The following is a 17,640-nucleotide window of genomic DNA, read 5'->3' as shown; positions in this document are numbered from 1 at the left end:
GGCTTTTTTTATTCCCGGGAAATCCAGCACACGGCTTGCACAGATGAACAAGCGTTCCTGCACCGCCGTCGGCACGCTCATCGTCTCGGGCATCCGCCCCTCCGGAGGGCTCAGGCAAAGATCGACAAATCCGAAAATGCGCACTAATCATCTATCCCGCATCCACAGACCAGCGCTCCAGGAGGAGCCAATAAGCGAGTCCGATCCCACGGCCAAAGGGCTATCGAAAACAACTGCGATATGAAACCTTTCCTCACCATCGACCCCACCCTGACTCGCCCCGCCCTGCTGCTGCGGCTCGCCGTCATCGGCCTCATCCTCGGCGGCGCCGTCACTCTCTTTGCCTGGCGGGCCGGATGGCTCAACCCGCACACCCTCACGCAAAAAACGGTCATCGACACCTTTGAGAAAGTCGACGGCGTCTTCCCCGGCTTCCGCCGCAACCATGCCAAGGGCGTCTGCTTTCGCGGCTATTTTGAAAGCAATGGCAATGCCGCCGCCCTCTCCCGGTCCGGCGTATTCCTGCCCGGGCGCATCCCCGTGCTCGGCCGGTTTTCGTTCGGCGGCGGCCTGCCCTACGTGGCCGATGCCCCGGCCACCGTGCGCGCCCTCGCGGTCCAGTTTCAACTCCCGAACGGCGAGGAATGGCGCACCGCCATGATCAACCTCCCCGTCTTCCCCGTGCAAAACGTCCAGCAGTTCGCCGAGCAGCTCGTGGCCTTCGCGCCCGATCCCGCCACCGGCAAACCCGACCCCGCAAAGATCCAGGCCTTTGTCGCCGCCCATCCCGCCACGGCCCGCGCCCTGCCGCTCATCCAGCAGCGCCCCATTTCCTCCGGCTTCGCCGATACCCCCTACTATGGCCTCAACGCCTTTACCTTCCTCGGCAAGGACGGCAAACCCACCCCCGTCCGCTGGACCATGGTCCCCGAGCAGCCCTTCCAGCCCAGCCCGGCGACCGCCCCCGCCACGCTGGATAAGAACTACCTCTTCGACGGGCTCATCGCCGCCGTCCGCGCCGCCCCGCAAAAGTGGCGGCTCATCCTTACCCTCGGCCAGCCCGGCGATCCCACCAACGACGCCACCATCACCTGGCCCGACGACCGGCCAAAGATCGACGCGGGCACGCTCGTCGTCGAGCAGATCGAGAGCGAGGCCGTCAGCCCCGCGCGGGACATGAACTTCGACCCCACCATCCTGCCCGATGGTATTGCCGTTTCCGACGATCCGCTGCTCAGCGCGCGCTCGGCCACGTATTCCGTCTCGTTCACCCGCCGCGAAGGCGAGCGCAAGGAACCCAGCGCGGTCACCACCGCCGAAACCGGGAAATAACCATGGACACGAAGCCACGCACCCAGTTCGCCATCCAGTCGCGCCTCCTCCACTGGCTCATGGCCGTGATGATCCTCGCCATGCTCTTCATCGGCGTGGCCATGGTCTCCTCGCTCGCCGACTACCGCTGGCTCGTCGCCATCCACCGTCCGCTTGGCATCGCGATCCTCATCCTCGCCATCATCCGCCTCATCAATCGCAAGCTCACCAAGCTCCCTCCGTTCCCTCCCACCATGTCCCCGCTGGAGCGCCGTATTGCCTCCTCCTCGGAAAAACTCCTCTACGCCCTCATGATCGCCCTGCCGCTCATCGGGTGGGGCATGCTCTCGGCCGGGCATTACCCGATCGTGATGTTCGGCGCTGTCCACCTCCCGCCCATCCTGCCCGCGCACCCGATGCTCTTTGCCATCCTGCGCGCCGCCCACACCGTCCTCGCCTACCTGCTCTTTGCCACCATCCTCGCCCACGTCGGCGCGGTCCTCTTTCACACCCTCATCGTCCGCGACCGCATCCTCGACCGCATGGCCCTCTGGCCCGTCCGCCGTCAAAAAGCCGCAGATCCCGACACCAAGCCCGCCGAGTAAACTACGCGGACAGCATGGACGGTTGTATCGATTCCTCTTCTTTTAATGTAGGGAAAAAGGCCAGCCTTTGCAGGGTAAGCAGGACCTCTTCACTCCTCTCCGCTCCGCCGGGCGATATGGCTAACGCCTCATTCAGGCGCTTGGCGGCTTTGGGATTTCGGGCTTCCAGACACTCCAGCGCCCATCGCTTCTCTAAATAACCACCCACCCTCAATCCCGCGGCCCTCGCTCGCGCACTGTGAATTGCCACCCCTCCCCCTGCTCGTCGAGCATGAGCACCAGGTTGTAATCGCCCGAGTGCCCCCGCACTTTGCAGTAAAACGTATACGGCGGCACCCGCTTGCCCACTTCCGCGCGACCCTCCATCACATCCACGCTGCGCGGCCCGAGCCGCAGCGCCTCGCCCACGCGATTCACCTCAAAAGCCTCGTCGATCACCCGCAGCAGCCCCGGTGCATCCTTCAGGCGTCCCTGCACATCCTCCCAGGCAATACTTCCTCCCGCCCGTACCGAAAAACCGGAGAGAAGAAGGAGCAGGCAACACACAATCACGGCTGCATGCCCGTAATGCTTCGACTTCACAGCTCAGTCCCCTCCCCATCCCTCTGCGTACATGGTACATGATTCGTCATGGCAAAATGAAAAATTACTAATCAGCATCTTTCGATGAAACTGCCGCCTCACCCTGATCAGGCGGACCCGAGAACGAAATACTCCCATCGACCAGTTTTCTGGGGTAATGGATTTGGCCGTTGATGATAGCCCCCTCCGAGGACTGAAAGGTCCAGCAGGTCGCGCCTGCCATTCGGGCGATGAGGAAGAGCACATCGGCCAGCCGCACCGCGTTTTGCTCCGTGATCCGCTCCGGAGTCACCCCGAGGCTCGCCATCATGCCGGGGCTCAGCCTCATGGCATGGCTGGCCAGGTAGGTCTTGGATGTTTCGACAAGAAACAGGCTCATTTCACCCGCCTGCGGGTCGAACTTTATCGCATCCAGGGCTTCGCCGAGGGTGCGCCATTTCTCCGGCGAGGACGCGAGCGTGACGCGACGCTCCACCACCGGCCCAGTGTGAACCTCCGGCGCCGCCTTGGGCAGGATCAGCACCTCACTCCCCCTGTCCTCGAGGACATACCCGGTCCGCCGCTCCATCACCTTTCCCAAGGCTGCCCAACCCTGCCTCGCCTCGGCCATCGCCGCGCTGCCATGAATCTCCTCGTCCCACCGGGGGATGGATTCAATCCCCAGACAGCTCCTCGAATGATCCGCCATCAGGTGCAACGCGATCCCAACCGCCGTCTCGGATTCCTCAGCCACAGCCGTCAGGCAGAAAGCGCCTAAGGCCACGGCAACACACAGGGAGATTTTCATTGGGAGACCTGCCCGAGACATTACCACCTACGCCCCCGCCCGCACCAGCCGCTCCCATGAGCGCCAGCGCTTTTCGCCGGCCAGGGCGGCGTGGGTGCCTTGGTCGACGCTACGGACCTGCTGGCTCACGTTCGCAGCGGAGCGCAGGCCGAGCGTGTCGGCGATCCAGGCTTGCGATTCGTTCGTGCGGGAATGCAGCGCCCAGGCGGCGGCGACACGCGCGGCTCGCGGAGCCTTGGCAAAGTCTCCCGTCACGCCAAAGTGCTTCCGCGCCAGGTCGAGCCATTCCTGCGCCTTGCGCCGGTCGCGCGGTCGTATGGACTGCGCCGCACGCGGCTTCAGCCGGGCCGAGGGTCTCTCCAGCCGCTTGAGCAGCTTTTCGCGGAAGGCCGGGCTGCCCCAGTACCAGCCGCGATGCAAAGTATTCTGCGCGCCGTCGTTTGGCCCCGTCACCTCGCCGCCCGTCTCCCGCGCCAGCGCCTGCGTACGCGCGACGAATTTCCTCCGGTCCGCCGCCCGGTCCGCGAGGCCGTATCGTTGCAAACCCGCCTCCACCGCCAGCCACGCCGGGCGATCCGACGCCGCCACCGCATACCCCGCCGCGAGGCTGCTCCAGGCATACCCCGCCAGTGCGCCATCCTTGCGCGATTTCACCACGCCCGAGCGCACCGGATTCAGATGCACAAAATCCACCAGCGACTCCAGATAACCTCCGCCCGTCGCCTCCACCACGATCGCGCGATAGCGGTCGCCAAACACCTCGCCCCATCCCGCGTGACGCCCGTTCAGCCGCCGCGTGAACGCATTTTGCAGCCACTTCATGCCCGTCGAGAGATTCCCCTCCGGCGTCTCCACCACGAGGTGGTAATGATTCGCCATCAGCACATACGCATAAACCCGCCAGCCCCCGCGCGCGCAGGCCTCGCCCACCGTGCGCAGAAACGCCTCCCGGTCCGTGTCATCATGAAAAATCGCCGCCCCATCGCGCCCCCGCGCCACCACATGATAAACCGCCCCCTTGTACTCGATACGCAACTGCCGTGCCATCCGACGATTCAGCAGCGCAGTCGCCCCGCTGTCAAGATTTGCTGACCGGCCCCATCATTCCATTCTCCCTCAGCGAACTGCTCCCTGATACTCACGCATCCCGCGTTCCGTGATCGCATCGCGTTCCGTCGGCGATGTCGGGTTGACCGGGAAAAGAGGAGCCTCATCCTCGGTCGTGCCTTTCTTTATGGACTTGAACTCAATCCAGCCCGGCCCGTTCGCCTCCGCGATCCACCCGACCGCGTGAGTGACATCCCCTTTGGTCCAGAACGCAGCCGGGGCATCGCGGGGTCCCTTAAGATTGGTGCACTGCACGACGCCAAACCGGTCGGGCATGCCGAGGGCAAGATGCAGCTCGCGCAAAAGGCGGCCCACATGTCCGGAGTTCAGTTCCGGCGATACGGCCGCGATGGCAAAAGCCGTGACCTTGCCACCACCGAAGGTCACCACGCCGGACGCCTCCAGCGATCCGACTTTCCTTTTGAAGAAATACACTGCTCCTTCCACCACGTTTTCCGCCGTGGCGGGCGTTCGGTCTGTTTCGAAGGGTTGATACCGATAAATGCCCCCCAAGGCATCCAGCGTTCGCTGCACCCCATCGCCAACATGGACGATGTCCAGCCGCGAATCTCCCGAGGTTTGGCCCGCAACGCATTCGGCCATCAGGAAAATTCCCGCCAGCAGATACACTCGGCACCATTTTCCACCGGCCATGACGGCAATATCTCCACACATCAGGCTGGCCAGTCGACCGCCGAGAGAAAAACGCGGCATCCTAAATCTGGTGAAGCTCCGCTCTCCCCTCACGCCGCCGAGAGCGCCCGGCTCGATGGCGGCAGCGGGGCGAGGAAGAAATACAGCACCGCGCCCAGCGCGTTGAGCAGGATCACCACCAGGAGCCACGCGATGCGCTCCGTGCCCTCCAGTGAACGATTGCACAGCAGATGCACCAGCGCACCGACCCAGAATAACGCCGATACCGCGCCCGTGAGGAGCACCGCCACCATCATCGTCAATGAGACCATTTCGGAGGTTGCCGCATTTCCATGGGAGGCATCCGTGGAGAAAACCGACGTCCCGACCATGACGCCGATCGCCGCGACGCCGATCAGAAAGGCGATGTAAAAGATGGGAATCGACCGCATGTCGACTTAGCTAAACTTTTCGTTCCCACCCGTCAATCAGGTTGCAAGACCAGCCCCGCGTTCTTGCGCCATGCCACGCCCCCGTGCCTGGTCGGCAAGCGCCCGGGCAGGGCGACTTGCGGCGATAAACAGCGCCGCAGGAACGGGATTTTCAAAGAAGCCGCCGGGTTACGGCGAGGCTTCGCGGGACCGTACTGCCCCGGGGAGACGGCGCACCAGGATGCCCTTGCCGCCCCCGGCGAAGTCTAAGTGTCTGGTGGCTTCCCTTAAAGATCCCTCGCCATTCCTGCCGGATTCCCGGCCAGCGAGAGCCTTAGGCAGCCCGGTCCCATGGCTGCCTCATTCCTTCACCAGCCGGATGCGCAGCAGGAATCCTCTTTTGTAGTCCGATATATCATCACTCACTCTCATGATCCGGCCCTTCGGCTCGCCGATGAGGACGTACTCTCCCTCCCGGATCTTCTCGGGCAGAGTTGGCGAGACCGCGCTGCCAAACCGCCCCTCGAAGGTGCTCGACCCGCCCACGGTCGTGCCCCCCTGATACGCCAGCACCACCCGGTAGCCCTGGCCCTCGGGGCCGAGCATGATCGTCAGGCCGGGCGCTCCCTTGACCGCCCATTCCTTCATCCCGTCGAGGATCTTCCGGTCGACCTTGCCGTCCCGGATCTCGTAGATTTCCGGCACATAGGTCCCGGCTTCGAGAAAGACGCTGGTCTTCCAACTCGATATGCCGAGGTAAAACGCCAGATCATCGGCGGTGATAGCCTTTGCCTTCAGGGTGAATGCTAAGAGTGCCAGGAGGGCGATCGGTACGGTCTTCATGGATTTTTGGTTGGGGCCGGGTCACGCGGCGCGGTGAGCAGCGCGACGATCTCGTCATCATTGCGCTCCCGGGCGAGGTCGAGGGCGGTCTTGCCCTCGCGGTTGCGCAGCGTCACATCCGCTCCCACTTCGAGGAGCGATCCGACATAGTTCGCCGCGATGGAGCTTTGCTTTTTCTCCCCGGTCTTTGGGTCATAACTCGTAACCATATCCCGCCTGGCATTCTTTGGCTTCGTCACGATGGCGATCATCAGCGGTGTCATTCCATCGGGCCGCTGATGGTTGATATTCGCCCCCCGGCGGAGTAGCGGATGCACGGGCAAAAAGTTGCCGCAGGTCGAGGCCATGGTCAGCGCCGTATCGCCACTCGCATCGACCGGCTCCGCCTTTGGGTAGCGCGGCTCCATCAGGGCCACAGCCTGCGACCAGAATGCCTTCTCATCCTCCGGGGACAAATTCGTCTGCTGGACGGTATTGCTGCCCTGGTTTTCCCATTGAGTCACCATGAACTCGGCGTACGACATCGGAGTGAACCCCATCCGGCCAAAGTGCGCCGGATCAGCCCCCGCATCGAGCAGCACACGCACAGACTCAAGCTGACCGCGCCTCACGGCAAAGGAAAGTGGCGTCGCACCCATGCTCGTCGTCTCGTCAACTTTCGCCCCTGCGGCCAGCAGCTCCTTTATCTTTGCGATATCGCCCTCCGCAGCCGCCTGGCTGAGCAAGCCGACATCCTTTCCACCCGCCGCACGCATGACATTCACGATCTCAAAGCGTCCAAAGCTCGTCGCCAGTTCCATTTTGGAGGACTCAAGATATTGCTGATATCCGATTACCTCCCGGTCTGGATTCACCCCCTGCGCCAGCAGGCGTTTTACCTGATCCACATCGTTTCCAAGAATCGCCCGCCCCATCAGGGCGAGGCCCTCCGCCTCATCGGTGAGCACCAGCCCGTGCCTGCGCAGGGCCTCTTCCCTGCTGGGATCAGCCTTCTCGCCGCCAAAGTACTGCAAGACGCTGCCCCCGCGATCATCCTTGGCCAGGATATCCGCTCCGGCGGCGATCAGCGCATCCACGGTTTCCCCATCCGGCGCGACCATCAGCGGCACCACTCCTCCGCGCGATCGCGCGTTGGGATCAGCCCCGTGCCGCAGCAGCACCTTTGCGATCTGGGCGGGATTCTTTACGAAGCGCAGGATCCAGGTCAGCGCAGCCTCGCCCGACTCTTCCCTGGCATTCACCGGCACTCCTCGTTCGATCAGCAGTTCCGCCGTCTCTGGGCGGCCTGCGCTGAAGAGCAGGCTGGGATCGTCGTAGTGCGCCGTCTTCGCATCCACGCCGTTGTCGAGGAACCACCGCACCACATCGACCGACGCCCACCGCGCAGGATACGTCACGATCGGCTCGGGTCGGCCAAAGAGCGTCGCATTCACATTCGCACCCGCGTCCTTCAGCAGTTGCGCCACCTCCACCGTCTTCGCCAGGCACATCGCCGTGTAGTCCCACCCGGGCAGGCGCGGCTTGTCCACCTGAGCGCCGCGCGCCAGCAGCAGCTTCACCGCCGCCGCCTGACCCGATACCGCCGCGCGGGTCAGCGGCGTGAAATCATCCGACGCCACGCCATCCACGTCCACCCCCGCATCGAGCAGCCGCGTCATCTCCGCGATGTCGCCGGTCTTGCTCGCCTGCACGAGCAGGTCAACATTCGTCCGCTGCTGGCGCACCTCGGCCACACGCTTTTCCAGCCACGGCTGCGACGCGCCCGCCGCCTGCATCACCTCCGGGGTGAACAGATCGAGCTTCACCCGGTGGCTGAAGAGCGCCTCGAGAAAATCCCGCCGGTCGCGCTTCACCAGCCCGGTGAGAGCCTCCGCGCCCGGCTGCCACTCGATCCCCGCATGGCTCTTGCGCAGCGTCTCCAGCAGGATGGTAAACGTCGGCACGTCCCCTTCCGCCATGAGCTGCTCCAGCAGATCGCTCGCATCCTCCTTCCGGAAGGGCATCTGCCGGTCGCCCGCGACCTCCTGGATCTTCACGATTTTCACCGCATCACCCGCGCGGGCCGCCGCGAGGATTTGCGCCTTGATGTCCTGCATCGAGGCGAGCGAGATCTGCTCATCCGGCTTCCCCTTTGCCTCAGGCTTCCCCTCCTGGCCAAAGGCGACCAGCGCCAGCGCACACAGCGCCGCTCCGCCCAGCGCCATCACGGCGAGACGCGGCGCGCGCAGTTCCACGATCCGGCGGAACCTCCGCTTCATCCCCGCCCCGCTTTCCACGATGCCGATCGCCCCCGGCAGCAGCCGCGAATCCCCGCCCGACGTGAGCACCCGCAGCAGCGTGCGGGCGTAATCCTCCCCCCGCTCCTCCCCGAGGAAACCCAGCACCCGCTCGTCGATGGCCAGCTCGCGGTCGGCACGGATCGCTCTCTGGCTCAGCCACACCAGCGGGTTGAACCAATGCACGCACAGCGCGGCCAGAGGCAGCAGGTTCGTCCAGTTGTCCCGTTGGCGGAGATGCATCAGCTCATGCAGAAAGATATGCTCCCAGTCCGCGCGGGAAAGACCGTCCAGCTGCCCGCACGGCAGCACCAGCCTCGGCCGGAGGAGGCCAAAGAGCAGCGGAGCCTTCACCGCGTCGCTCGTCACCAGCCTCAGCCGCCCCGCCGGGATGTGCCCGCGGCACTCCGCCCACCATTGCGCGACCGCCTGAGGGGTCGGCCGCTCTCCGCGCCGAATCCGCCGATCGAGCCACACCGCCGCGCCGAGGAAATACATCGCCAGCAGCCCCGCGCCCGACGCCCACACGATCACCAGCACCTGCTGCCAGCTCAATGGCCGCGCCTTTCGGACCTCCGTCCTCACATGGATTTCCTGCCCCCCGCGCTGCGTCACCGTCTCGGCCACCGCCACCACCGGGGTCAACTCCACCGGCTCCGCCTGCATCTGTTCCCGCACCTGCACCAGCGCGGCAGGCCGCGGCAGCGGAGCAGGTGATACCGGCAGGATGCTTCCCGGCACCAGCAGCCGCACCATCACCAGCAGCCACAGCACATACAGCCACCAGCCCGAAACAAATCTCCCCGCCAGCGCCCGCACCGCCAGCAGCAGTACAATGCCCACGGAGGCCTGCCAGGAGGCCTGCAACAGCGCGACCAGGATGTCAGCGGCGGCCACGTCCACCCTCCTTCCGCTTCCGCTCCAGGATCTCCTCCAGTTCCTTCAACTCCCGGTCACTCAGCTTCGTATTCCCTGCGAAATGCACCAGCAGCGCCCCCGTCGCCCCTTGAAAGAACCTCTGCGCAAACGTCCGCCCCTCCGCATGAATACACTCCTCGCGACTCAGCACCGCCGAAAACACCCGCGCCTCCGGCACCTCCGTCGCACGCACCGCCCCCTTCTTCTCCAGCCGCGTCAAAAAGGTCCGCACCGTGTTCAGCTTCCACCCTCGCCCGCTCAGTCGCTCGCCCACCTGCGCCGCCGTCAACCCTGGCTCCTCCCACAGGACATTCATCACGTCCCACTCCGCATCCGAGATCTTCGGGATTTCCTTCATGCCTCACGCCATACGACAAATGTAGTACGTCTGTCACTACATTTGTCGTATACGCCGGAAAAATGAAGCGCCCGACCGCTAAGCCTTAGCGGATTTTTCTCAGCATCGCCCTCGCCATCTTCGCCAAGCCAAGCCAGCCTGCATCGACAGGAAAGCGACATCCTACCCCAGCCCGTGACCCTTTAGAATCTCAGCCAGCACGGGATTGGGGAAGCGCCGCGACGGTGTGATCGCGTAAAAGCTCTCGCGGATCTGCGGCACCTGGCAGCGCTCGACCAGCAGGCCCGTGCGCAGTTCCTCATTAACCACCACCGGCGGCACCAGCGCCAGCCCCGCGCCCTCGCGCGCGAGCAGGCGCAGCATGGCCATGTCGTCCACCTCCGCCGCGATGATCGGGCGGATGCCGTACTGCTCCATCATCAGGTCAAAGGCGGGGCGGATATTGCTATCCAGACTCGGCAGGATCACGGGCGTCTGCCTCAGGTCCTCGGGGAAACGAAACTTCGTCCGCTTGCGCGTCGGCAGCCCGATCAGGCTCACCGGCTGCTCATCGATGAGATGGCTGTGCCACGGCGTCTCCGCATCGCGACGCACCGGGAGATTCGACAAGACCGCGTCCAGCGTGTGCGCGCGGAGCTGCGCGAGGAGGTCCCGCAGATTGCCCGAGCGCAGCACGAGCTCGATGTCCTCGCGCCCCACCAGGGGCCGCAGCAGGTTCGTCTGGAAATTCCGCGACAGCGTCGCCACAGCGCCGATCCGCACCACGCGCCGCTGCCCGCCTGTCTCATGATTCAGCACCGCCACCAGCTCCTCACCCGCACGAAAGATCGACTCCGCGTACTCCAGCGCGATGCGCCCGGCTTCCGTCAGCACGAGCGACTTGTTCTCCCGCGTAAAGAGCGCCTGCCCGAGACTCTCCTCCAGCTGGCGCAGCTGGATGCTGAGCGCCGATTGCGAAATATTGAGACGCTCCGCCGCGCTCGTCAAAGTCCCCTCCGTCGCGATCGCGCGGAAGTACCGCAGGTGGTGATAATTCAAAAACGCCATGTCGATGATCGTTCTATTTAAGTGAACGATAATGAATAGAACATATATTGGATAGAATTTTCGCGATCCGGCTAAATAACAGCATGGATCTCACGCCGTCCGCTGCCTCCGCAGCCACCAGCCTCACCACCCTGCTTGCCATGGCCGGGCCGCTCGCGCTGCTGGCTCTCGTGCTCGTCCCGTCGCGCCTCGCCAACCAGGCCGGGAAATCCTTCGCCCGCGCCGTCGCGGCCCTGGCTCTCTGCGCCTTCGTCCTCATCGCACTGGCCGCGCTGTTCCATACGCTCATCCCACAGCCCGCCGCCCGGCCCATCGGGTTCGGCGCGGCGTCCGTGAATATCCTCCTCGACCCGCTCTCGCTCACCATGGCGCTGCTCGTCTCCTTCCTCTCCGCCGTGGTCACGCGCTACTCGGTGAACTACCTCGGCGGCGATGCGCGGCAGGGGTACTTTTGCAAATGGCTCGCCGTCACCTCCGGCTGCGTGCTCGTCCTCGTGCTCAGCGGCAACCTCCTCGCCTTCACTCTCGCGTGGATCGCCACCAGCCTCGGCCTGCATCAGCTCCTCACCTTCTTCGGCGACCGGCCTGCGGCTCGCGGCGCGGCGCGGAAGAAGTTCCTCATCAGCCGCCTCGGCGAGGCCTGCATCGTCGGCGCGCTCATTCTCACCTGGCACTGCCACGGCACCTGGGATTTCCACCAGCTCTTTGCCCTGGCGGAATCCCCCGGCGCAGGCGGCGTCCATCCCGGCCTCTGCGGAGCAGTCAGCATCCTCCTCGTCCTCGGCGCGATCCTGAAGTCGGCGCAATTCCCCTTCCACTCCTGGCTGCCCGAGACGATGGAAACCCCCACGCCTGTCTCCGCGCTCATGCACGCCGGGATCATCAATGCCGGCGGCTTTCTCGTCGTGCGGCTCAGCCCGCTCATCGTCCTCTCGCCCGCCGCGCTCAATGTCCTCGCCGTCGTCGGCGCCTTCACCGCCATCTTTGCCTCCGCCGTCATGCTCACCCAAACCAGCGTGAAGCGCTCGCTCGCCTACTCGACCATCGCGCAGATGGGCTTCATGATGCTGCAATGTGGCCTCGGCGCCTTCGCCCTCGCCATCCTCCACATCGTCGCCCACTCGCTCTACAAGGCCTACGCCTTCCTCTCCTCCGGCAGCATCGTGCAGATGAGCAAGTCCGCCTGGACGCCCTCGGGCCGCCCCGCCGCGCACCCCGGCATCCTCGCCGCGATCCTGCTCACGGCCATTAGCATCACCTGGGGCATCGGCAGCCTCTTCGGCCTCACGGTCAACCACGGAGCGCTCCTCCTCGGCAGCGTCTTCACCATGGCCGTCGCCTATCTCCTGTGGAACCTCTGGTCCTCCTCGCACCGGTGGGGCCTCGTCGGCGCGGGCCTCGGCCTCTCCTCGCTCGCCGCTCTCAGCTACTTCACCCTGCACGCCGTCTTTGAATGGCTCCTCGCCCCCGCGCTGCCGCACTACGCGCCGCCCCGCGCCGCGTGGGAGCTGGGCGTGATGGCGCTCATCGCGCTCCTCTTCCTCGCCCTGCTCGTCCTCCAGTCCCAGCTCCCCGCCTGGTCCGGCGCGCGGCTCGGGCAGGCCCTCTACGTCCACGCCTCCCGGGGTTTCTACCTCGGCAGCTACGCCCACCGGTTCCTTGCCAGCCTCAGCCCGAAAACCACCCTCTAAGTCCGCCGCACCCGATGAATACTATTGCCTCATCCGAAACCCACGCCAGCCCGGGCGAAGCCGCCCTCCTCCTCGACGCTGCCCGCGCCGCCTGCTCGCGCATTGCCCCGCTCTGGCCGCTCCAGCATTTCGTCGCGGTAAATCCCTTCCTCGGCCTCGCCGACCGGCCCTTTACCGATGCCTGCCAGCTCATGTCCCGCCTCCTCCCCGGCGGCATGCAGATGCCCGCCTCGTACTATGCGCAAAAGTTCGCCGCTGGAGAATTGACCGCTCCCGACCTCTCCGCCGCCCTCGCCCAGGCGGGAAAAACCCTTCCCCCCGCGCAGGCCGCGCTCATCGCGGAGTGGACGCCCGCCACGCTCCGCGCCGCCCTTGCGGAACCAGCCGCCGCGCCCGACACCCTGCCCACCGTGGCCGAGGCCGTCGACCGGCAGCACGGCTCTGCCTGGGCCGCGTACATCGTCGAGTCGATCAGCCACTTCAGCGCCGCCTATTACGATGCGGGCCAGTCCGCCTGGCGCATGCCCTGGCGGCATCTCCCGCTCTTCCAGGCCTGGCGCGAACACGCCCTTCTCGACGCCGACCCCGAGATCCACGGCCTCGCGGGCTTCCGGGGCTGGGTGCGCTCGCTTCCCGCCGACGGCGGCGAGGCCATCGCCCGGCTCATCCCGCTGCTCCGGCTCGAGGCCGACCCCGCCGACTACCTCCACAAGCAGCTCCTCACCATTCGCGGCTGGGCGGGTTACGTCCAGTATCGGGTGAGGGAGCAGTCCATGCACGATCATGTGGATGATTCCCTGCGCGACCTCCTCGCCATCCGGCTCGCCTGGGATGCCGCCCTCCTCGCCCGGTACGACAGCCCGGCGCTGCGGGAATTCTGGCCCGCCCCCGGCGAAGCCTCCCCCGCCGCCATGCTCCAGAGCTACCTCTTTCAACTCGCCGAGGAGCACGCCTGGCTCACACGGCTCACCGCCACGCTTCAGACGCCCGCCGCCGTCGCCGCAACCCCGGCCCGGCCCGCCGTGCAGGCCGTCTTTTGCATCGACGTGCGATCCGAGGTCTTCCGGCGCGCGCTGGAGTCCGCCTCCCCCGCCATCCACACGCTCGGCTTCGCCGGGTTCTTCGGCCTGCCCGTCGAGGTCGTTCCCTTCGGCCAGCGGAAGCCCGTCGCGCAATGCCCCGTCCTCCTCACGCCGAAATACCGCGTGCACGAGACTCTCCCCGGGGTCACTCCGCAAAAAGAGCAGCAGATCGCGCGGCAGCAGCGGCTCGCCCGGCGAATCACGCACTCGTGGAATTCCTTCAAGACCTCCGCCATCACCTGCTTCTCCTTCGTCGAGACCGCCGGGCTGGCCTTTGGCGCGAAGCTCTTCCGCAACACCTTCGCCCCCGCCGCGCACACTCACTCCCACCACCACGGCTGCTGCCCGTCGCCCGATCCCGCCAGCCACGGCGACGGCGGCATCCCGCTGCCCGAGCGCGTCGCCCTCGCCCGGGGAGCCCTGCGCAACATGGGCCTCACCCGCGACTTTGCCCGGCTCGTCCTCCTCTGCGGCCACGGCAGCACCACGACCAACAACCCCTACGCCGCCGGGCTCGACTGCGGGGCCTGCGGCGGCCACGCCGGGGATACCAATGCCCGCCTCGCCGCCGCCATCCTCAATGACCCGCGCATCCGCGCCGCGCTCGCCGAGGACGGACTGTCCATTCCCGCCGACACCTGGTTCCTCGGTGCGCTGCACGACACCACCACCGACGAGGTGCGGGTCTTTGACATCGACCACGTCCCCGCCACCCACCAGTGCGACCTCGCCGAACTCCAGGGCTGGCTCGCCCTCGCCGGCACCCGCGCCCGCACGGAACGCGCCGCCCACCTCGGCCTGGAAAGCACCGACCCCGCCCTGCGGGAAAAGGTCGCGCTTCAGGGTAATGACTGGTCCCAGGTCCGGCCCGAGTGGGGACTCGCGGGCAATGCCGCCTTCATCGCCGCGCCGCGTCACCGCACCCGGCACGCCCACCTCGGCGGCCGCGTCTTCCTCCACAGCTACGACCACCGCACCGATACCGACGGCTCCGTCCTCGAGCTCATCATGTGCGCGCCCATGATCGTGGCCAACTGGATCAACCTCCAGTATTACGCCTCCACCGTGAACAACTCCGCCTTCGGCAGCGGCAACAAGACCATCCACAACGTCGTCGGCACCCTCGGCGTCTGCCTCGGCAATGGCGGCGACCTCCAGACCGGCCTGCCCCTGCAGTCCGTCTCCGACGGCTCCCGCTGGATGCACGAACCCCTGCGGCTCCACGTCGTGCTGGAGGCCCCGCGCCACGCCATCGACACCGTGCTCGCCCGCCACGCCCACGTCCGCCAGCTCGTCGACCACGGCTGGCTCCTCCTCTTCGCCCTCGAGGACGACGGAGCCGCCCTCCATCGTCACCTGCCCGGCGGCCGGTGGGAGCGCGTTTCCTGATCCTCTGATCGCACCACGACACACCCATTCCATGACACCCACCCACCCGTCCCCGGCCATGAAAACCTCCGCCCAACACCACAAGCTCCTCGATGGCACCTTCACTCCTGCCGAGGCCGAGCACATCCTCCTCGCCCTCGTGAATAGCAAGATCGACTTCCACAGCCTGGAAAAACTTAGCTATGAGGAACGCACCGGCCGCGACCTGAAAAACTCCGCCCGCCGCCTCCGCGAGCTCACCCAGCTCCGCGAGGATCTCCGCCGCGCCTGCCAGTCTGCCGCCCTCGCCGGAGCCTCCGTCACCCTCCGCGGCACCATCTCCATCGAGATCGAGACCCATGCTCAGGTATCTGTCCTTAGCTGAGGGCGTTCCGACCCAGGCGCACGGGGCTTAAATTATCCCTCTCGACTTGTTCCGGCGCGAGACTTAGCATGCAGGACGCTTGCGAGTCTCAGCCTCAAGCATTCGCTCGCTTAGAAAATGCGTAGCGGATTTTCCAGCCGCTCGTCCATTATGAAACCCGCCGCCATTTTCGCCGTCGCAGCCTGCGCGCTATTCTTCGTCGTCGTCTCGCTCCACGACCACCACCAGCTCCCCGACCGCATCGCCTCGCATTTCGACGTCACCGGCACCGTCAACGGATGGATGGACAAGACAGCCTTCACCACCTCCATGCTCAGCGTCGGCCTCGGCATTCCGGCCATTTTCGTTTCCATCATTTACCTGATGCGGTTCCTCCCGACACGGTATCTCAACCTTCCCAGCGACCGCTGGCGCGAACCCGCGTACTTTCGCAAAGCCTGCGACTACGTGCTCACCATCACGCTCTGGTACGCCGCCGCTTTCCTCCTCTGGCAGACCGCCTTCACCCACCAGATCGTCGCTGCAAATCTCGCAACCCCACCGCGCCTCGACAACCAGTACGCCTTCCTCCTCACCATCCCGATTCTCGTCCTCACCCTCGGCTGGCTCGTCGCCTTCATGGTGCGATTCCTTCGAACCTGTTAGCTGTTCCAGACCAAGATCTCGCGCGGTTCCCATTTGGTTTTCCCTCCCTTTTCCCCGTGTACGTCGGCGCGTTTTTGATCCTCCGGCCCGCCGTTTTGTTTCGCCGCGATTGGATCATGCAACCATCCGCCCCATCCAGCGCCGCACCTCATGAATAGAGGTTCCACCGCCGGAGGGATGAGGTGATACAGAGGCCCGGCAGCGCATTCAGGCGCATTGCAGCGCGGCTCCCTCGTTCATCACCGCCCGCACATCCTCCCCGCGGAGATGCTCCACCGGGGTGCGGGAGCCGATGGACAGGCCTGCCGCAGCCCCAGCCGCCTGACCGAGGGACATGCAGGTGGACATGACCCGAAAGCTCCCCGCCGCCGCATGGGAGGCGCTGATGCACCGCCCGGCCGCCAGGATGTTGGTGTAGCCCCGGGGGACCAGACAGCCGAAGGGTATCCCGTAGTGAATACGCTGGTCGTGCGCCATCTCCGTGCCGCTCCCCTCGGAGGAGTGGATGTCTATGGGGTAGGAGCAAAAGGTGACCGAGTCCGCCGGTCGCACGCTCCCGACGACATCCTCGGTGGTCAGTGTCTTTAGCCCCACGATCCGGCGGGTTTCTCTCACCCCGATCTGCGGCCCTGTCGCCAGGAGATAGGAGCGGGCAAATCCCGGGACATAGCGCTTGAAAAACGCGGCCAGTTCCCGTGCCTGCCGTCGCCCCTCCTTCTCGGCCCGGCTCAGTTGCTCGGGATCGCAGCCGGAAAATCCCTGGATGCGCGTGCCATTCACGGTGACATGCGCAGGATCTCGCGGCGAGGTCCACCACATCGCGATATCTTCGCGAGGGATCGTCCAGTCGCCAGCCGCGCGAGCACGCGCGATCTCCGGGGCTCGCGTACATCCCTCGCAGGCGAAGCGTCCGTCGTGCAGCCTGCCGCCAGCCTCCCCGTACGCCTCCGGATCAAACCCGCCCAGCTGGACCACCATCGTCATCGGCTGCATGTCTCCCGGGCACCCCGCCTTTCCGTAAGCCACCTCCACGCCCAGCTTGGCACAGACATCCGCATCGCCCGTGGTGTCGATGACATGCGTCGCGCGGACGATCACTTCTCCGCCCTTCGCCACAAATCGCAGCGCATAGCCGTCGCCATCGACCTCGATCGTATCAAACATGCAGTGATACAGTACCCTCACTCCCGCCTCCTCCAGCGACCGCTCCGCCGTGGATTTCAGCGATTCGATGTCAAAGAAATCGACATGCGGCTCATCCGCGGAGTACCACCCTCCGTCCTCCTTCAGCCTCGCGATCAGTTCCTGATAGATGCTCTCCGAGAGGTCATGGATGCCATCGAGATGATAGTTGATAAAGGCCGAGAGCCCGGCGGCTCCACCCATACCCCCGAGGTATCCATGCCGCTCAATGAGTGTCACCTTTGCGCCGCTTCGCGCCGCGGCCAGAGCCGCTCCATAACCGGCAGGGCCGCCGCCGACGACCACACAACTCGTGCGAAATTCCATGCCTTCACCATAGCTTTCCCCATCGGAATTCCACTCCGCCACGACCCGGATCGGCCACTTCG

16 protein-coding genes are annotated in these 17,640 nt (G+C 65.4%); 6 read left to right on the top strand and 10 right to left on the bottom strand.

Annotation, left to right across the window (positions count from 1 at the left end; genetic code table 11):
• Window positions 1-240: 240 nt before the first annotated feature.
• Together TSACC_RS04570 and TSACC_RS04565 are read left to right on the top strand one after the other, a co-directional pair.
• Entirely contained in the window at window positions 241-1,332 is a 1,092-nt protein-coding gene (locus tag TSACC_RS04570) for a catalase family peroxidase (protein WP_075078207.1), read from the top strand.
• Window positions 1,333-1,334: 2 nt separating this feature from the next.
• The gene (locus tag TSACC_RS04565; protein ID WP_075078206.1) at window positions 1,335-1,916 is read left to right on the top strand and encodes a cytochrome b; all 582 of its coding nucleotides are present in this window, start codon (window positions 1,335-1,337) and stop codon (window positions 1,914-1,916) included.
• 210 nt (window positions 1,917-2,126) lie between these two features.
• On the opposite strand, the gene TSACC_RS04555 is transcribed toward TSACC_RS04565, so the two are convergent.
• The 9 genes from TSACC_RS04555 to TSACC_RS04515 form a co-directional block, all read right to left on the bottom strand.
• Window positions 2,127-2,498, bottom strand: coding sequence for a hypothetical protein (locus TSACC_RS04555; RefSeq protein WP_075078204.1), 372 nt, complete (start codon window positions 2,496-2,498; stop codon window positions 2,127-2,129).
• Window positions 2,499-2,565: 67 nt separating this feature from the next.
• A complete protein-coding gene (locus TSACC_RS04550; protein WP_075078203.1) occupies window positions 2,566-3,285 on the bottom strand; it encodes a hypothetical protein in 720 nt (239 codons plus the stop codon).
• A 27-nt stretch (window positions 3,286-3,312) separates the two neighbouring features.
• Window positions 3,313-4,332 (bottom strand): transposase, encoded by a 1,020-nt coding sequence (locus TSACC_RS04545; protein WP_075078202.1) that lies wholly within the window; start codon window positions 4,330-4,332, stop codon window positions 3,313-3,315.
• A gap of 69 nt (window positions 4,333-4,401) precedes the next feature.
• Window positions 4,402-5,106: a hypothetical protein gene (locus tag TSACC_RS04540; protein ID WP_153811261.1), complete on the bottom strand. Its 705-nt coding sequence runs from the start codon at window positions 5,104-5,106 to the stop codon at window positions 4,402-4,404.
• A gap of 29 nt (window positions 5,107-5,135) precedes the next feature.
• Entirely contained in the window at window positions 5,136-5,477 is a 342-nt protein-coding gene (locus TSACC_RS22245) for a PLDc N-terminal domain-containing protein (RefSeq protein ID WP_075078200.1), read from the bottom strand.
• 339 nt (window positions 5,478-5,816) lie between these two features.
• Entirely contained in the window at window positions 5,817-6,299 is a 483-nt protein-coding gene (locus tag TSACC_RS04530) for a hypothetical protein (RefSeq protein ID WP_075078199.1), read from the bottom strand.
• Window positions 6,296-9,472 carry a M56 family metallopeptidase gene (locus TSACC_RS04525; protein WP_169809534.1) on the bottom strand — a complete coding sequence of 1,059 codons (3,177 nt, stop codon included), beginning with the start codon at window positions 9,470-9,472 and terminating at the stop codon, window positions 6,296-6,298. The genes TSACC_RS04530 and TSACC_RS04525 overlap by 4 nt, the downstream gene beginning before the upstream one ends.
• Window positions 9,459-9,851: a BlaI/MecI/CopY family transcriptional regulator gene (locus TSACC_RS04520; protein WP_075078197.1), complete on the bottom strand. Its 393-nt coding sequence runs from the start codon at window positions 9,849-9,851 to the stop codon at window positions 9,459-9,461. Before TSACC_RS04520 ends, TSACC_RS04525 begins: the two co-directional genes overlap by 14 nt.
• Before the next feature lie 162 nt (window positions 9,852-10,013).
• Complete coding sequence (locus tag TSACC_RS04515) at window positions 10,014-10,898, bottom strand: LysR family transcriptional regulator (protein WP_075078196.1); 885 nt, start codon at window positions 10,896-10,898, stop codon at window positions 10,014-10,016.
• 83 nt (window positions 10,899-10,981) lie between these two features.
• On the opposite strand from TSACC_RS04515, the gene TSACC_RS04510 reads away from it, so the two are divergent.
• The 4 genes from TSACC_RS04510 (at window position 10,982) to TSACC_RS04495 (ending at window position 16,069) form a co-directional block, all read left to right on the top strand.
• Window positions 10,982-12,589, top strand: coding sequence for a proton-conducting transporter transmembrane domain-containing protein (locus TSACC_RS04510; RefSeq protein WP_084400188.1), 1,608 nt, complete (start codon window positions 10,982-10,984; stop codon window positions 12,587-12,589).
• Window positions 12,590-12,603: 14 nt separating this feature from the next.
• A complete protein-coding gene (locus TSACC_RS04505) occupies window positions 12,604-15,060 on the top strand; it encodes a YbcC family protein (RefSeq protein WP_075078195.1) in 2,457 nt (818 codons plus the stop codon).
• A 31-nt stretch (window positions 15,061-15,091) separates the two neighbouring features.
• Window positions 15,092-15,424 carry a hypothetical protein gene (locus TSACC_RS04500; protein ID WP_153811260.1) on the top strand — a complete coding sequence of 111 codons (333 nt, stop codon included), beginning with the start codon at window positions 15,092-15,094 and terminating at the stop codon, window positions 15,422-15,424.
• A 150-nt stretch (window positions 15,425-15,574) separates the two neighbouring features.
• Window positions 15,575-16,069, top strand: coding sequence for a DUF1648 domain-containing protein (locus TSACC_RS04495; protein WP_075078193.1), 495 nt, complete (start codon window positions 15,575-15,577; stop codon window positions 16,067-16,069).
• A 207-nt stretch (window positions 16,070-16,276) separates the two neighbouring features.
• On the opposite strand, the gene TSACC_RS04490 is transcribed toward TSACC_RS04495, so the two are convergent.
• On the bottom strand, window positions 16,277-17,578 hold the full coding sequence (locus TSACC_RS04490; protein ID WP_075078192.1) for an FAD-dependent oxidoreductase: 1,302 nt from the start codon (window positions 17,576-17,578) through the stop codon (window positions 16,277-16,279).
• Window positions 17,579-17,640: the final 62 nt, after the last annotated feature.

This window comes from Terrimicrobium sacchariphilum, assembly GCF_001613545.1.
GTDB classification, from domain to species: domain Bacteria; phylum Verrucomicrobiota; class Verrucomicrobiia; order Chthoniobacterales; family Terrimicrobiaceae; genus Terrimicrobium; species Terrimicrobium sacchariphilum.
This window is presented reverse-complemented; position numbering and strand designations above follow the sequence as displayed.

What these genes read in the sequence shown, in the direction of transcription:
- TSACC_RS04570 (WP_075078207.1), top strand. Translation starts at nt 241, where the DNA reads ATGAAACCTTTCCTCACCATCGACCCCACCCTGACTCGCCCCGCCCTG.
- TSACC_RS04540 (WP_153811261.1), bottom strand. Translation starts at nt 5,106, where the DNA reads ATGCCGCGTTTTTCTCTCGGCGGTCGACTGGCCAGCCTGATGTGTGGA.
- TSACC_RS04515 (WP_075078196.1), bottom strand. Translation starts at nt 10,898, where the DNA reads ATGGCGTTTTTGAATTATCACCACCTGCGGTACTTCCGCGCGATCGCG.
- TSACC_RS04550 (WP_075078203.1), bottom strand. Translation starts at nt 3,285, where the DNA reads ATGAAAATCTCCCTGTGTGTTGCCGTGGCCTTAGGCGCTTTCTGCCTG.
- TSACC_RS04520 (WP_075078197.1), bottom strand. Translation starts at nt 9,851, where the DNA reads ATGAAGGAAATCCCGAAGATCTCGGATGCGGAGTGGGACGTGATGAAT.
- TSACC_RS04565 (WP_075078206.1), top strand. Translation starts at nt 1,335, where the DNA reads ATGGACACGAAGCCACGCACCCAGTTCGCCATCCAGTCGCGCCTCCTC.
- TSACC_RS04545 (WP_075078202.1), bottom strand. Translation starts at nt 4,332, where the DNA reads ATGGCACGGCAGTTGCGTATCGAGTACAAGGGGGCGGTTTATCATGTG.
- TSACC_RS04500 (WP_153811260.1), top strand. Translation starts at nt 15,092, where the DNA reads ATGACACCCACCCACCCGTCCCCGGCCATGAAAACCTCCGCCCAACAC.
- TSACC_RS04505 (WP_075078195.1), top strand. Translation starts at nt 12,604, where the DNA reads ATGAATACTATTGCCTCATCCGAAACCCACGCCAGCCCGGGCGAAGCC.
- TSACC_RS04495 (WP_075078193.1), top strand. Translation starts at nt 15,575, where the DNA reads ATGAAACCCGCCGCCATTTTCGCCGTCGCAGCCTGCGCGCTATTCTTC.
- TSACC_RS04490 (WP_075078192.1), bottom strand. Translation starts at nt 17,578, where the DNA reads ATGGAATTTCGCACGAGTTGTGTGGTCGTCGGCGGCGGCCCTGCCGGT.
- TSACC_RS04510 (WP_084400188.1), top strand. Translation starts at nt 10,982, where the DNA reads ATGGATCTCACGCCGTCCGCTGCCTCCGCAGCCACCAGCCTCACCACC.
- TSACC_RS22245 (WP_075078200.1), bottom strand. Translation starts at nt 5,477, where the DNA reads ATGCGGTCGATTCCCATCTTTTACATCGCCTTTCTGATCGGCGTCGCG.
- TSACC_RS04530 (WP_075078199.1), bottom strand. Translation starts at nt 6,299, where the DNA reads ATGAAGACCGTACCGATCGCCCTCCTGGCACTCTTAGCATTCACCCTG.